The 14,636-nt window shown below is 39.7% G+C and carries 13 protein-coding genes; 8 read left to right on the forward strand and 5 right to left on the reverse strand.

The window, feature by feature from the left end; all coding sequences use genetic code 11:
• The first annotated feature begins 28 nt into the window (after positions 1-28).
• The 7 genes from AAH582_RS21310 (at position 29) to AAH582_RS21340 (ending at position 5,853) form a co-directional block, all read left to right on the forward strand.
• Entirely contained in the window at positions 29-877 is an 849-nt protein-coding gene (locus AAH582_RS21310) for a transketolase (RefSeq protein ID WP_046671843.1), read from the forward strand.
• Between the two features lies 1 nt (position 878).
• On the forward strand, positions 879-1,832 hold the full coding sequence (locus AAH582_RS21315) for a transketolase family protein (protein WP_046671842.1): 954 nt from the start codon (positions 879-881) through the stop codon (positions 1,830-1,832).
• A 21-nt stretch (positions 1,833-1,853) separates the two neighbouring features.
• A complete protein-coding gene (locus AAH582_RS21320; protein ID WP_046671841.1) occupies positions 1,854-2,399 on the forward strand; it encodes an RNA polymerase sigma factor in 546 nt (181 codons plus the stop codon).
• A gap of 33 nt (positions 2,400-2,432) precedes the next feature.
• The gene (locus AAH582_RS21325) at positions 2,433-3,389 is read left to right on the forward strand and encodes a hypothetical protein (RefSeq protein WP_343320470.1); all 957 of its coding nucleotides are present in this window, start codon (positions 2,433-2,435) and stop codon (positions 3,387-3,389) included.
• On the forward strand, positions 3,389-3,808 hold the full coding sequence (locus tag AAH582_RS21330) for a hypothetical protein (protein WP_231585177.1): 420 nt from the start codon (positions 3,389-3,391) through the stop codon (positions 3,806-3,808). Before AAH582_RS21325 ends, AAH582_RS21330 begins: the two co-directional genes overlap by 1 nt.
• Positions 3,809-3,869: 61 nt before the next feature.
• Positions 3,870-5,057: an aspartate aminotransferase family protein gene (locus tag AAH582_RS21335; RefSeq protein ID WP_343320473.1), complete on the forward strand. Its 1,188-nt coding sequence runs from the start codon at positions 3,870-3,872 to the stop codon at positions 5,055-5,057.
• Between the two features lie 34 nt (positions 5,058-5,091).
• Complete coding sequence (locus AAH582_RS21340; protein WP_046672004.1) at positions 5,092-5,853, forward strand: SGNH/GDSL hydrolase family protein; 762 nt, start codon at positions 5,092-5,094, stop codon at positions 5,851-5,853.
• A gap of 66 nt (positions 5,854-5,919) precedes the next feature.
• Here the strand turns inward: AAH582_RS21340 and AAH582_RS21345 are convergent, their stop codons facing one another.
• The 5 genes from AAH582_RS21345 to thrA all read right to left on the reverse strand — a co-directional run bounded on the left by AAH582_RS21345 (position 5,920) and on the right by thrA (position 13,506).
• Positions 5,920-7,116: an MFS transporter gene (locus AAH582_RS21345; RefSeq protein WP_343320476.1), complete on the reverse strand. Its 1,197-nt coding sequence runs from the start codon at positions 7,114-7,116 to the stop codon at positions 5,920-5,922.
• A 65-nt stretch (positions 7,117-7,181) separates the two neighbouring features.
• Positions 7,182-8,369 (reverse strand): class I SAM-dependent rRNA methyltransferase, encoded by a 1,188-nt coding sequence (locus AAH582_RS21350; protein ID WP_046672002.1) that lies wholly within the window; start codon positions 8,367-8,369, stop codon positions 7,182-7,184.
• A gap of 203 nt (positions 8,370-8,572) precedes the next feature.
• Positions 8,573-9,880 (reverse strand): threonine synthase, encoded by a 1,308-nt coding sequence (gene thrC, locus AAH582_RS21355; protein ID WP_046672001.1) that lies wholly within the window; start codon positions 9,878-9,880, stop codon positions 8,573-8,575.
• A 152-nt stretch (positions 9,881-10,032) separates the two neighbouring features.
• On the reverse strand, positions 10,033-10,971 hold the full coding sequence (locus AAH582_RS21360; RefSeq protein WP_046672011.1) for a homoserine kinase: 939 nt from the start codon (positions 10,969-10,971) through the stop codon (positions 10,033-10,035).
• 87 nt (positions 10,972-11,058) lie between these two features.
• Positions 11,059-13,506, reverse strand: coding sequence for a bifunctional aspartate kinase/homoserine dehydrogenase I (gene thrA / locus AAH582_RS21365; RefSeq protein ID WP_343320479.1), 2,448 nt, complete (start codon positions 13,504-13,506; stop codon positions 11,059-11,061).
• A 536-nt stretch (positions 13,507-14,042) separates the two neighbouring features.
• Here thrA and AAH582_RS21370 point away from each other — a divergent pair.
• Positions 14,043-14,624, forward strand: a complete 582-nt coding sequence (locus AAH582_RS21370; protein ID WP_343320481.1) for a C40 family peptidase — start codon at positions 14,043-14,045, stop codon at positions 14,622-14,624.
• Positions 14,625-14,636: the final 12 nt, after the last annotated feature.

The following is a 14,636-nucleotide window of genomic DNA, read 5'->3' on the forward strand; positions in this document are numbered from 1 at the left end:
ACGACCAATTGTGAAACCAACAAAAAAAATGAGTGCAGATATTAACAAACTAGAACAAATTGCATCACAGGTAAGACGTGATATCGTACGTATGGTACACGCTTGTCAATCAGGACACCCAGGTGGTTCGTTAGGTTGTACAGACTACTTTGTGGCGCTTTATTTCAATGCAATGAAACGCAATCCTTCCTTTGACATGGATGGAAAAGGAGAAGATTTATTCTTCCTGTCCAATGGACACATCTCTCCTGTATTTTACAGTACATTGGCACATGCGGGATATTTTGAAGTGAGCGAATTAGCAACGTTCAGAAAAATCAATTCCAGACTTCAAGGTCACCCAACAACCCACGAAGGTCTTCCAGGTATTCGTATTGCATCGGGATCATTGGGCCAAGGATTATCTGTTGCAATTGGAGCCGCACAGGCAAAAAAATTGAATAAAGACAATAATCTAGTTTATGTATTAATGGGTGATGGCGAATTGCAGGAAGGCCAAGTTTGGGAAGCTGCAATGTACGCACCACACAATAAAATCGACAATTTAATTGCTACTGTTGACTATAACAAAGCACAAATTGACGGATCTACAGATCAAGTATTATCTCTTGGGGATCTTCGTGCAAAATGGGAAGCATTTGGCTGGGATGTGATGGAAATTGCTAAAGGCAATGACATGAATGCTGTTGTTGCAGGTTTAGCAGAAGCTAAATCACGCACAGGAAAAGGTAAACCAGTCATTATTCTGATGCATACTGAAATGGGTAACGGTGTTGATTTTATGATGGGTTCTCATAAATGGCATGGTGTTGCTCCAAATGACGAACAATTGGCGTCGGCATTGAATCAGCTTACAGAAACTTTAGGAGATTACTAGAATGAAAAAATATACTTATACAGAGTCAAAAGATACACGTTCAGGATTTGGTGCGGGGTTACTAGAAGCAGGAAAGCAAGATGAGAATGTAGTTGCATTATGTGCTGATTTAATCGGTTCGTTAAAAATGAACGATTTTATCAAAGAATTTCCAGAACGTTTTTTCCAAATCGGTATCGCGGAAGCTAATATGATGGGGATTGCTGCCGGACTTACGATCGGTGGTAAAATACCATTCACAGGTACATTCGCAAATTTCTCAACAGGACGTGTTTATGATCAGATTCGCCAATCGATTGCATACTCGGACAAAAATGTAAAAATTGCAGCGTCGCATGCTGGCCTAACCTTAGGTGAAGATGGTGCAACTCACCAAATATTAGAAGATATCGGCTTGATGAAAATGTTGCCAGGAATGACAGTGATCAATCCTTGTGATTTCAATCAAACAAAAGCCGCTACAATTGCAGCAGCAAAATATGAGGGACCAGTTTATTTGCGTTTTGGCCGTCCCGTAGTTCCTAACTTCACTCCTGCTGATCAAGAATTTGTGATTGGTAAGGCGGTATTATTAAATGAAGGAACGGATGTTACGATCATTGCTACAGGTCATTTAGTATGGGAAGCTATCCAAGCTGGTGAAAAATTAGCTGAGTTAGGTATCAACGCTGAAATTATCAATATCCATACCATTAAACCTTTGGATGAAGAAGCTATTTTAAAATCTGTTGCGAAAACCAAATGTGTTGTAACGGCGGAAGAGCATAACCGTCTTGGCGGTTTGGGTGATAGCGTTGCTCAAGTGTTAACAAGAGAGTTACCTACTCCACAAGAGTACGTTGCAGTAAATGATAGTTTTGGAGAATCAGGTACTCCTGCTCAATTGATGGAAAAATACGGTTTGAATGCTGCGGCTATTGTGGCTGCGGTTCAAAAAGTAATCAAAAGAAAATAACAAAACTACGCAAGTCAATATATGGATGACGCTTTAATTATAGCAAAATTCGCCGAAGAGAGTACGCGAGAAGAAGCTTTCCGTTTATTGTTGAAGAAATATCAACAGAAGATTTATTGGCATGTGCGAAGAATGGTCATCGATCATGACGATGCGGACGATGTTGTTCAAGATATCTTTGTCAAAGTATGGAAAAACCTTGGGAATTTCCGTGAAGACTCACAATTATACACTTGGCTTTATCGTATCGCAACAAATGAATGTATTACCTTCTTAAATAAGAAAAAGCAAAAGCAGAACGTGTCGTTGGATGACGACACGACTGCTTATTTGGCAGAAACGCTTGCTGATGGCAATTATTTTAATGGTGATAAAGCTCAAATGAAATTACAACAGGCTTTGTTGACTTTGCCAGAAAAGCAAAAATTGGTCTTCAATATGAAATATTTTGAAGACATGAAATACGAAGAAATTTCAGAAGTACTCGGAACAAGTGTCGGAGCGCTTAAAGCCTCTTATCATTTAGCTGTCAAAAAAATAGAGGCATTTTTTAACAACAACGATTAAACCTTTTAGCGAAATTAGGTTCTAACAGATACTATGAAGGAAAATGGCACATATCATGATGGGCTGGAGCCTACAAATCTTCCAGCATCGTTGCGTGAAAATCCATTTGGCTTACCTGAAAATTATTTCAGTGATTTAGAATCAAAAATAATTACGCAAGTCAAATTGGTTGAATGCAAGGAAGAATCCATCTTTGAGGTTCCAGAAGGATATTTTAATAGCTTATCTGACGCCATAATGTGTAAAGTTGCGGAAGATAGTTTAAAAAATCAGGTTACTACAGACGGCTTTGAAATTCCTGAAAATTATGCTTCCGAACTATCTTCAACTATCTTCAACCGAATTTTAGAAGACAAATTAAAAGAAACGATTGCATCGGATGGCTTTACCATGCCTTCTGCTTATAATCAAACCCTTGAAGACTCCATCTTCGCCCATTTAGCTGAAGAGAAATTGAAGGAAACAGTTCCAACAGACGGTTTTACAGCTCCTGTCGGCTACGAAGAAATAGTTGAATCGACAATTTTTGCTCGTATTGCTGAAGAAAAATTAAAAGAAACGGTTGTGACTGCGGGTTTTGCTGTACCACAACATTATTTTGAGATTCTTTCGGACAGCATCATTGATCGTGTTCAAATGCTTGAAAAGGATAATACACCGATCCGTCAGATTGGGAAACCTAAAAAATGGTACGCTCGTTATGCGGTTGCGGCATCCTTTGCGGCTATGTTGAGTGTAGGCGGATATTGGGGTTATCAATATCAACAGCAAAATACGACTCCTGTAGAATCTGTTGCAGAAAAGCAGTTAAGCCAGCATTTGTCAGAAATTCCCAAGCAGGAAATCATTAATTACCTTGCGGAGTCAGCTTCTGGTGACGATATGATCTATATGGCCCAGTATACTGACGAAGCAAATCTCCCTACTAAGGGATTTGGAAGTAATATATCTAAACAAGAAATAGAAGATTATCTAAATTATACCTTATAATGATGTTCAATAAAAAATACATATGGATAACATTGTTCTTTAGTATATTTTCTATTGCCTTGGGCTTTGCGCAAGACAAAAATCGATTTCAAGCTATAGAAAATGAAAAAATAGCTTACATTACTAAAGAACTGGATTTAACTCCGAGAGAGGCTCAGCAATTCTTCCCGCTCTATAATGAGTACAGCCAAACACTTTGGGATATCAGGAAAGAAAAATTGAATGGTGCTCCAAAAAATAGTTTTAGAGGTGGCTCCAGAGACGTCTTACAGTATGATGCTAAAGAAGTGGAGATCAAAAAAGAATACCGGGCCAAATTTGCCAAAGTTATTGGCAATGCGCGGGCATCGCAATTTTTTGAGGTGGAGCAGGAATTCAGGGAACATCTATACAAATCCCTGCAGAATAGAAGAAAATAATCCCGAAAATAAAAAAGAAGTCTTGAAGACTTCTTTTTTATTTTCGGACATTTGTAAGATCATGTTAAGCAACAGAGAATTATTTTTAATGAATACTGCTCAAACATCTAGCTCACCTAGATTGGTTGAAGTAGTTAAGGCCGAAGGTGTCTACCTTTATGGCCCAAATGGAGAGGAATACATGGATTTGGTCTCCGGCTTCAATGTCAGCAATATAGGCCATCGTCATCCGAAGGTTTTGGAAGCTATAAAATCACAATTGGACCAGTACCTACATGTCACCGTTTATGGTGAATTTGTGCAGGCCCCACAGGTACAATTTGCTACAGAATTATTAGCAGAACTTCCCACTAATTTTCAATCGGTTTACCTCACCAACAGTGGAACGGAAGCCGTAGAGGGATCTATGAAAATAGCAAAGAAATATACCGGTCGCAGGCAAATTATCGCTGCAAAAAAGGCGTACCACGGCAGTACACAAGGCGCGCTCAGTCTGATCGGAAACGATGCGTACCGTAAAGCGTATGCTCCTCTCCTCCCCGAAATAGATTTTATCGAGTTTAATGACCTGGACGATCTAACAAAGATTACGGAACAAACTGCTGCTGTCATCCTCGAAGCTATTCAGGGGGAAGCTGGTGTCCGGGTCCCGGATATCACTTACATGCAGGCTGTTAGAAAACGCTGTAGTGAAACTGGTACTTTACTCATCTTTGATGAAATTCAAACAGGTTTTGGTCGCACAGGTCGTCTTTTTGCCTTTGAACATTTTGCTATTGTTCCAGACATCTTGATGCTTGCCAAAGGGATCGGTGGTGGCATGCCCCTAGGCGCCTTTGTTGCAGCCAAAGAAGTGATGGATGTTATTAAGGATAATCCCATGCTTGGGCACATCACGACTTTTGGGGGCCACCCCGTAAGTTGTGCCGCAGCACGGGCTTCACTGGCTGTTATCAAGGAAGAAAAATTGGTAGAACAGGTCGAGCGAAAATCGCTTTTATTTAAAGAAAAACTCCGACACCCTGCAATTAAAGAAATTCGAGGATTAGGTCTTATGATGTGTCTGCAATTGGATTCCTTTGATCAGGTTTACAACGTGAGTAAGTATTGTGCTGAAAACGGGGTTATGATCGACTGGTATCTGCATTGTGAAACAGCACTGCGTGTCGCTCCTCCATTGACTATTACAGATCTGGAAATTGAAAAAGCGTGTAACATCATTATAAAAGGTTTGGAAAAGTATGCTTAAAGTATGTAACTTTAAACATAACAAAAACCTAATAATGAACACAAACCGCAGATCATTTATCAAAAAAAGCATTATTGGTTCCGGTCTATTGACTGGTGCCAATATACTGGGAAACGATGTATTCGCGCACGAATCCACCGCCAGTTCCTCAAAAATCAGTTTAAATAACGACGACATCATTTTATTTCAGGGCGATTCCATTACGGATGTAGGACGTGATAGAAACAATAGAAATGCCAATGACACCGCAGCGCTAGGACGTGGTTATGCTTTATTGGCTGCCAGCCAGCTCTTAAATAAATATTCGACAAAAAAATTAAAGGTATATAACACAGGTATTAGTGGAAATCGTGTACCCGATCTTCAAAAGCGTTGGCAGGAGGATACGCTGGCTATTAAACCCACTGTATTGAGTATTTTGATTGGTGTAAATGACTTTTGGCGGACAATCGACCGTGGAGCGCAGACAACGGTTGAAGAGTATAAATCCCAGTACCAACAGTTACTACAGGAGACAATGAAACAGCTTCCAAATGTCAAACTGATCATTGGAGAACCTTTTGCCGTAAAAGGGGTAGGTCACATTACTGAAGCGTGGTATCCAAAATTTTTGGCTTATCAAGAATCCGCTCGTGAGATCGCCAAAGAATTTGGCGCAATTCTAATACCCTATCAAAAAATATTCGACAATGCCCAAAAGAATGCTCCTGGTGCCTACTGGGCAGCAGATGGTGTTCACCCTACCCTTGCCGGCGCACAGATGATGGCCTCAGCCTGGATGGACTGCATCAAATAACAAAAAAGAGCGGATATTTTATTGAAACCCGCTCTTTCTTGTTTAATATGCGCCTATATGCCAAATCTAAATTTCTTTGTAAGGTGTTTTTTGTAGGTTAGGAAGAAAATAAGCCACAATACCCATCAATGGCAGGTAGGAACATAGGTGATAAATAAACGCGATGGACGTATGATCTGCCTGCCAGCCAAGTACAGCGGATCCAATCCCTCCCATTCCAAATGCAAAGCCGTAAAATAAACCTGAAACCATGCCCAACTTCTTAGGCAATAGTTCTTGTGCATAAACAATAATTGCTGGAAAAGCGGATGATAAAATCAATCCAATAATTACGATTAGTATTCCCGTCATCGTAAGTCCGACATAGGGTAATGCTAATGCAAATGGTGCAACGCCCAAGACGGAGAACCAGATAACATATTTGCGACCAAATCGATCGCCGAATACTCCCCCCAGTAATGTTCCCACCGCAACAGCTATCAGAAAATAAAATAGATTGACTTGTGCTTCCACTTCATTAATCCCAAATTTCTTGATGGTATAAAACTGGAAATAGTTTGTAATACTTGCTATATAGAAGTATTTTGAAACAATCAGTAAGAGGAGTATAATAACGGTCGCGACGATTCGGCTATTGGGTAGATCAGGCACGCGTATTGTTTTCTTCGTTGATTTGGCAAAGCTCCGAAGCCTCTTTTTATACCAACTACCAATATAATAAGATATAAATTGGCCGAGAATCGTAAATAAGCACATCCAGGCGATCGCCTGCTGCCCTCTCGGTAATACCAAAAAAGCGACAATGATTGGGGCCATTGCGGTCCCTGCATTTCCTCCAATCTGAAAAATAGATTGTGCCATACTTCTTCTTCCTCCCGATGCCATATAAGCCACACGAGAAGATTCAGGGTGAAAGATTGAAGAACCAATCCCTACCAGAAAAACAGAAAATAAGATCCATTCATAACTATGTGCTTTCGAAAACAAAAGCATACCGAGAAGGGAAAAAGACATCCCAATGATCTGAGAATATGGCACAGGATGTTTGTCCGTAAATGAGCCTACAACAGGCTGGAATATTGAAGCTGCTATCTGATAAACCATTGTAATCATCCCAACCTGAGAAAAGCTTAGATGATGCTCTTCTTTGAGCAAGGGATAGGTTGCCGGTATTACGCCCTGAATCATATCGTTCAAAAGATGCACCATGCTCACGGCAAACAAAATAGAAAAAATAGGTCTACTCGTCTTCTCTTGTATCATGACGTCGTTCAAAAATTAAAAAGGTTGATTTTAACAAACCAACCTAAACTATCTTCATATAATAATTATAATACGCGCACCAACAATCCTTTCAGATATTCGCCTTCTGGGAACGAAGCCCGCACAGGATGATCTTCAGGTTGATGAAATTGTCTAATAAACTGAATTTCCTTACCAGCATCCAGTGCAGCCCAAGCGAGCACTTGCTTGAACGTATCCATATCCATCGCACCTGAACAAGAAAATGTCGCTAATAAACCACCACTATTTAACAACATCAATCCGCGGCGATTCAAGTCTTTATACGCCCTAGATGCTCTTTCCAATGCGGATCGAGAGGGAGCATATTTCGGTGGATCTAAGACAATCAGGTCAAATTTTTCCTCTTCATCGATGAATTTACGCAGTTGCTTGTTTACATCAGACAATATTGCTTTATGCCGACTAGGATCAAAACCATTTTCAGCAATATTTTTTTCCAGCGTTTCGATAGCCAATGCAGAACTATCTACAGATATGACTTCTGCAGCCCCATTTTTCAAGCTATTTAACGTAAAACCACCGGAATAGCAAAAACAATCTAGGACGCGTTTATTTGAAACGTAATTGGCCGTCAGCTGGCGATTTTCACGTTGGTCGCAATAAAATCCCGATTTTTGTCCATCAATAATGTTCACCTTATAATGAATGCCATTTTCGATAACGTCGATAAATTCAGATGGAAGTTCTCCAAATAAAAGCCCATTGGTATCAGGTAAACCTTCATGTTCGCGAGATTTCAGATCACTACGCTCATAAATTCCTTTGGGTTGCAGCAAAGCATTCAATTCATCGATAATAACTGATTTGACTTTTTCCACCCCAACTGAATGGACCTGAATGGATATAAAATCCGCGTATTTGTCTGCAATAAGTCCAGGAAGAAAATCTGCTTCAGCAAAGATTAAACGAACCGTATTGGTGACACCTTCTTGCAACAAATGCTGTCTTGCTGCTACAGCCTTCTGAACGCGGGCACGCCACCAATTTTCATTAATCTGGGCTTGAGGGTTCCATTCCAATAAACGAATGGCTACACGCGAGCTATTGTGAAATAGACCATAGGCAATAAATTCACGTTCAGCATTGTAAACGCCAACAACTTCGCCATCTTCAATCTTATCGGACAATGATTTAATTGCTCCAGAAAATACCCAAGGATGCAATTGCCAGGCAGCTTTATCCTTACCCTTATTCAAATAAACTGATTTCATTGTTGCAAAATTAACGTATTAATTCGACATCCTGACGAAACTTTTCGGATAAAACAATCCAAGATTCTCAATACAGAACATATTTCCAAAAATACTTTCAACACAAAAACTTTGCTTACTTCTAAATGAAGATAAAAAGGGCTCCTCAATGCTCGCAAAAAGTTGGACACTTTCTAGGGGCATTGCAAAGGAGCCCTCAACGTTTAGTTATGGTTGATTAAATATTTTTTGAAGGCTTCAAAATCAACTTTTAAAGGTTCCGCTAATTTTTCTTTTCCTTGCAATCTTTCTGCACCGGCAGGCAACACTATTTTTCCAAATACATCTGCTGCTATTGCGTCAGGGAATTTGCAGGGATGTGCCGTGGATAAGAAAACCGAAGCGTAATGACCTGGATGTTCATTTGCATAAGCCCGAGCGCCAAGCCAGGCGATTGCTGTATGTGGACAGGCGATATAGTTTGATTCTTCATATAATTTTTGCATTCCTTCTTTTGTTTCTTCATCTGTAAATGTATAAGAAGAGAGCATATTTTTTAATTCATCCACATTTCCGCCAAAAAGATCCTGTATACGCACCCAGTTGCTTGGATTCCCAACATCCATGGCGTTGCTTAAGGTTTGAACAGAAGGCAGTGGTTCATATTTACCGGAAGAAAGGAATCGAGGAACGGTATCATTAACGTTTGTTGCAGCTACAAAATGCTTCACTGGAAGTCCCATTTTATAGGCCAATAAACCAGCCCCAATATTACCAAAATTACCACTCGGCACTGTAAACACGACCTCATTGATTCCTTGTGACTTCAACTGGGCATAGGCATAAAAATAATAAAATGTCTGTGGGATCAGCCGTGCTATATTGATTGAATTAGCGGAGGTCAAACGCAATACAGCATTGAGTTCTGCATCATTAAAAGCTTGTTTTACTAATGCCTGACAATCGTCAAAAGTTCCTTCAACTTCAATAGCACGAATATTTTGTCCATTGGTGGTCAATTGTAGTTCCTGAACTTCCGAGACTTTACCTTTAGGATATAAGATCGTTACACGTGTTCCTTCTACGCCCAAAAAGCCCAATGCAACAGCTCCTCCTGTATCGCCTGACGTCGCAACAAGCACGTCCAGTAATTTATCGTCAGTCTTTGAAAAATAGCCCATAACCCTACTCATAAACCGAGCTCCGAAATCTTTAAAAGCATAAGACGGCCCATGAAATAGTTCGAGCACAGCCGTGCTGTCGGTCAAGAATCTTACAGGAGCATCAAAATTGATGGCGTCGTTCACAATCTGTTTTAAATCGTCTTTGGGAATATCATTTCCCAATAATGTAGAAGCTACTTCGAAAGCAATCTCCTGCAAGGAATACTGTTGAATATTCTTAATGAATAGCGGGTCCAATTGTGGAATCTCTTCAGGCATATATAATCCTTTGTCTGCAGGAAGAGAATTGAAGACCGCATCTTTAAAGGAGACTTCTAATGTTTTATTATTTGTACTATAAAATTTCATCTGTAAATATTTTTTTTGTCAAGGCCATATAAAATATCCTGTTATTTTCATTCGTATTCACTTTAGAATGCGGATATTTCATTTTATCTTTTCTGAGCCAATTATCAATTGACCTGAGATTTATAAACCTCGTTTCTGTCCGTAAATAATTTTTAATCTAATACCCTAGGTCCCTCGACATTGACACGGGAAACATAGCCAAAACTGTCAATTTCATTTTCTTTGAGATGGGTCTGAATTTTGTCGGCAATATCCTTTGCTATCTTTTCGTCCCGTGTTATTGCAACGACAGAGGGGCCTGAGCCAGAAATACCAAAACTCAACGCACCATTTTTCAAGGCAATCTCCTTCATTTCATAAAACTGGGGAATTAAAATTGCACGTGTTGGTTCAATGAGGATATCTTTCATGCTTCGTGCAATGAGATCGTAATCTTCTTTGAACAATGCAGCGACCAATCCCGCGATATTTCCCCATTGTGTCACGGCGTCTTTCAACAGCACTTTATCCTTTATGAGTTGTCTTGCGTCACGTGTGGGAACATCGACCTGTGGAAAAACCACTGCTGCTACGAGTTCTTTTGGGGAAGGGATGGAAATAACATCCAAAGGTTCATTTCCCCGGATTAATGTGATGCCTCCATAAAGCGCTGGGGCAACATTATCGGCGTGGCCTGTACCGCAAGCCAAACGCTCGCCTTCAACACAAAATGGTAATAATTCTTCTTTTGTCAAAGGGTTTCCGAGCATGGTATTGATGGCAAAAAGCCCAGCTACGGTGCTTGCTGCACTGGAACCTAGTCCAGATCCAATTGGCATATGTTTATGCAATTCGATTTCGACGCCTACCTTTGATGAGATATTCAGGGCTTGTAATAGATATTGCACACAGGCAGATACGGTATTCTTGCCAGGGTCGAGTGGTAGTCTTCCATCGTCACCAGTTATTTCCCGAATCGTTACTCCAGGTTGTTGCGTACGTCGCATAACCACCTCATCACCGGGTTGCTCAACAGCAAATCCCAATATATCAAAACCACAGATCATATTTGCGACAGTTGCGGGCGCAAAAACACGAACTTCCGACAGCATGCTGTCTAAATTTATCACCTTATCTTTCAGATACTCCACATTTAAATTATTGGCCATCACGTAATTTTTATTTTCCTTGAATAGTTTTTATGCTCCGACATTTACCAAATCTGCAAATACACCGGCAGCTGTCACCTCAGCTCCCGCACCAGGACCTTTTACGACAAGGGGACGTTCTTTATAACGCTCTGTTGTAAACGATATAATGTTATCGCTGCCTGATAAAGCATAAAAAGGATGGTTTTCATCAACAAACTGAATCGCAATGGATACCTTTCCATTTTCCAATTTCCCGATGTAGCGGATTACTTTATTTTCATTGGCTGCTTTCTTCTTCATTGCTTCGAAATATTCATTTTCCTGTTGCAATTCTGTATAAAAAGAATCTACTGTATCGGCTTTCAAACATGCTGGCGGTAATATTGCACCGAGGTCTACATCTTCGGCCTCAACAGCATATCCCGCATCTCTTGCCAGGATGAGCATTTTACGCATAAAATCTATTCCACCCAAATCATCCCTTGGATCTGGCTCGGTGTATCCGAGTTCCTGAGCCTGTTTGACAACATCATAAAAAGAAGCATCTGCTTTAAAATTGTTGAAAATATACGAGATTGTCCCTGAAAGTATAGCCTCTATCTTCAGGATACGGTCACCGCTAAGCATCAAGTCTTTGAGCACCCTGACGATAGGCAATCCCGCACCTACATTTGTTTCATAAAAGAAATCTACACCATGTCGATGAGCAGTATCACGGAGTGTTTTATATTGCTCGTATTTACCTGAATTCGCAATTTTATTGCAGGTGACGATTGAAATATTTGATTTAAAGATATCTTCGTAGTAGGTTGCCGGTAATTTGCTTGCTGTATTATCGATAAATACACAATTCGGCAAATTCAGCGCCTTCATTCGCTCTATAAACAATGCCAGGTCTGATTCAGTTCCATTTTTAGCAAGTTCATCGGACCAATTATTTAAATCAACACCTTCGGTATTGAAAAGCATTTTACGGCTATTGGAAATTCCAACAACTTTAATTTCGATATCATTTTTATCCAATAGGAAGTCATGTTGATTTTCCAATTGTTTAAATAAAGTTGCGCCAATGTTACCGGTGCCGATATTAAATACATGCAGCGTTTTCTTTAGCTCTGCGAAAAATGCGTCGTGTACGGCATTAAGTGCCTTCGCTAAATCTTCCTTACCAATAATTACCGATATATTGTATTCAGATGAGCCCTGTGCAATAGCACGGACGTTGATACCGTTGCGTCCCAGCGCTGCAAATAACCGACCGGACATGCCAGGAGTTTTTTTCATATTTTCGCCAACGATGGCTAAGACAGACAGTTTTTCTTCGATCGCAGGAACGACCAGTTTATTTGCCTGGATTTCAAGCTCAAACTCCACTTCGATCAATTGTATAGCGCGTTTGGCATCCGATGGATTGACAGCAAATGTGATGCTGTGTTCGGAAGATGATTGGGTGATTAGCACAACATTGATCTGCTCTCTCGCCAATAACGTGAAAAGCCGCCCGCTAAAACCCGATTTACCGATCATCCCTGATCCACTCAGGTTGATGACGGAAATATCCGAGATCGAAGAAATCCCCTTGATTGGCAGTGCCGTTTTTCCGCTATCGAATTGAATCACAGTCCCTGAAAAATCAGGTTCAAAAGTATTCCGAATAACAATCGGTATTTTCTTTAAGAAAGCCGGAATCATCGTTGGAGGATAAATCACCTTAGCACCGAAGTAAGATAACTCCATTGCCTCTGTGTATGATAATACAGGCAAGGAAAACGCTTTCTTCACAATACGTGGATCGGCAGTTAACATCCCATTCACATCTGTCCAAATTTCAATGGCTGTTGCGTCCAGTATCGACCCGAAGATCGCTGCGGTATAATCTGATCCACCCCTTCCCAAGGTGGTAATACGTCCATTTTCATTGCTTCCGATAAAACCGGTGACAAACAGTAGTTTATCACCATGCGTGATGTACAATGATTTCACCAATTGCTCCGTTAGCATTTCATTTAAATGTGCATTACCAAAATTTGAATCAGTTTTCACATAATGGGATGCATCTACAAATAGAGACTCGGGAATATATTGTTCCATCACCTTTGATACCATATAATTTGAGCAACGCTCACCGTAGCTAAGGATCAAATCTTTACTTTGATTGCTCAGCTCCTTTAGTGCAAAAATTCCTTGGAGGAGATCTTCTATCTCATTAAAAAACAACTTTAGCTTTGTAAATACAGGATTTTGATATTTCACAGCCAAGAGTTCTTTGACAACCGTAAAATGCTTATCTTCCAAGGACTTTAGACCATCCGAAAAGGACTTTCCTTCGGCAGCGTCCTCCGCCAGTTGGGTAAGTAAGTTTGTTACCCCTGACATAGCCGACAACACAACCAATGGTTTTTCCTTTGCATCGTAAGATTTTTTTACAATGCTTAAGACCGCCTTTAGACTTTCTACCGTACCGACCGATGTGCCTCCAAATTTTAAAACTTTCATACTGTTTTATACTGTTTGTTTAGATTGATGATTTTTGTGCTAAAAAAAGAAGCGCTTTCCTTTGTCGAGGAAAGCGCTTCTAAATATTGTGTCTACAATTATATACAACGAAACTACTTCCTCCTGAGTTTTATCCCGGTGGTAATAATAATCGATGTAATAATTGTATTTGTGTTCATTGCTTTTGCTTATGTTTTGTAAATATAGAACAAATATTATCACTTTACCAAAGAAAATTAATATTTTTTTTAAGATTCACAATGAGACATGTAATCAAGTGGCATTCTGACATTAGAAGACCGTTTTTTACGCGAACAGGTAGTCGAGGTACTGTAGTTGATCGTTGACAGAATTATTAAAGTACAATATGCCCAAATGGGCGTTATGAAGATGTTAAAATTGTTAAAATTTCGTTAAATACCTTAAAATAAATTTGACCCTAAACTGATATTGTATTATATTCGCAACAGTGCTGTCCAAAATAGATGACAGTGTTAAATTTTTAAAAGTTAAATGTTGTACAAAAAAGCGATTTAATGAAAACAAAGAAATTTATAGCGTCAATGCTATTTATCGGCTTATGTCTAGTGTCGCAGGCACAAACCAACAGAAACTCCAAACCAGAATCAGATCCTGATAATCTAGCAAAAGAATACTTTTCACAAATCATGGGAGTTGCAGTCTCAGCAACAACAAATACTAAACTTTATCAATTTGTTTACGAATGGTTGGGTACTCCCTACCGCCTAGGAGGAGATTCAAAAACAGGCATTGATTGTTCTAAATTTTCTTATGAATTATACGACAAAGTATTTAACACTTCGTTAGGATATAATAGCAGAAATCAATATTCTCAAGTCAAAACTGTCGAAAAAAATGAGCTAAAAGCAGGTGATTTGGTATTCTTCAAAATTAGAAGTAAAAGTATTACCCATGTAGGTGTTTATATCGGTGATAATAAGTTTGCACATGCCTCGTCCAGTAAGGGAGTTATGATTAGCAATTTAGATGAACCGTACTGGCGACGTTATTATTACAATGGCGGCCGCTTGCCAGAGGATAATAGATCGCTTACAGCAGAAATATTAAAAGCGGAAAAAGATAATAAATTGAATTAATAAGATTGATTC

The sequence above is a fragment of the Sphingobacterium multivorum genome, from assembly GCF_039511225.1.
GTDB lineage: Bacteria > Bacteroidota > Bacteroidia > Sphingobacteriales > Sphingobacteriaceae > Sphingobacterium.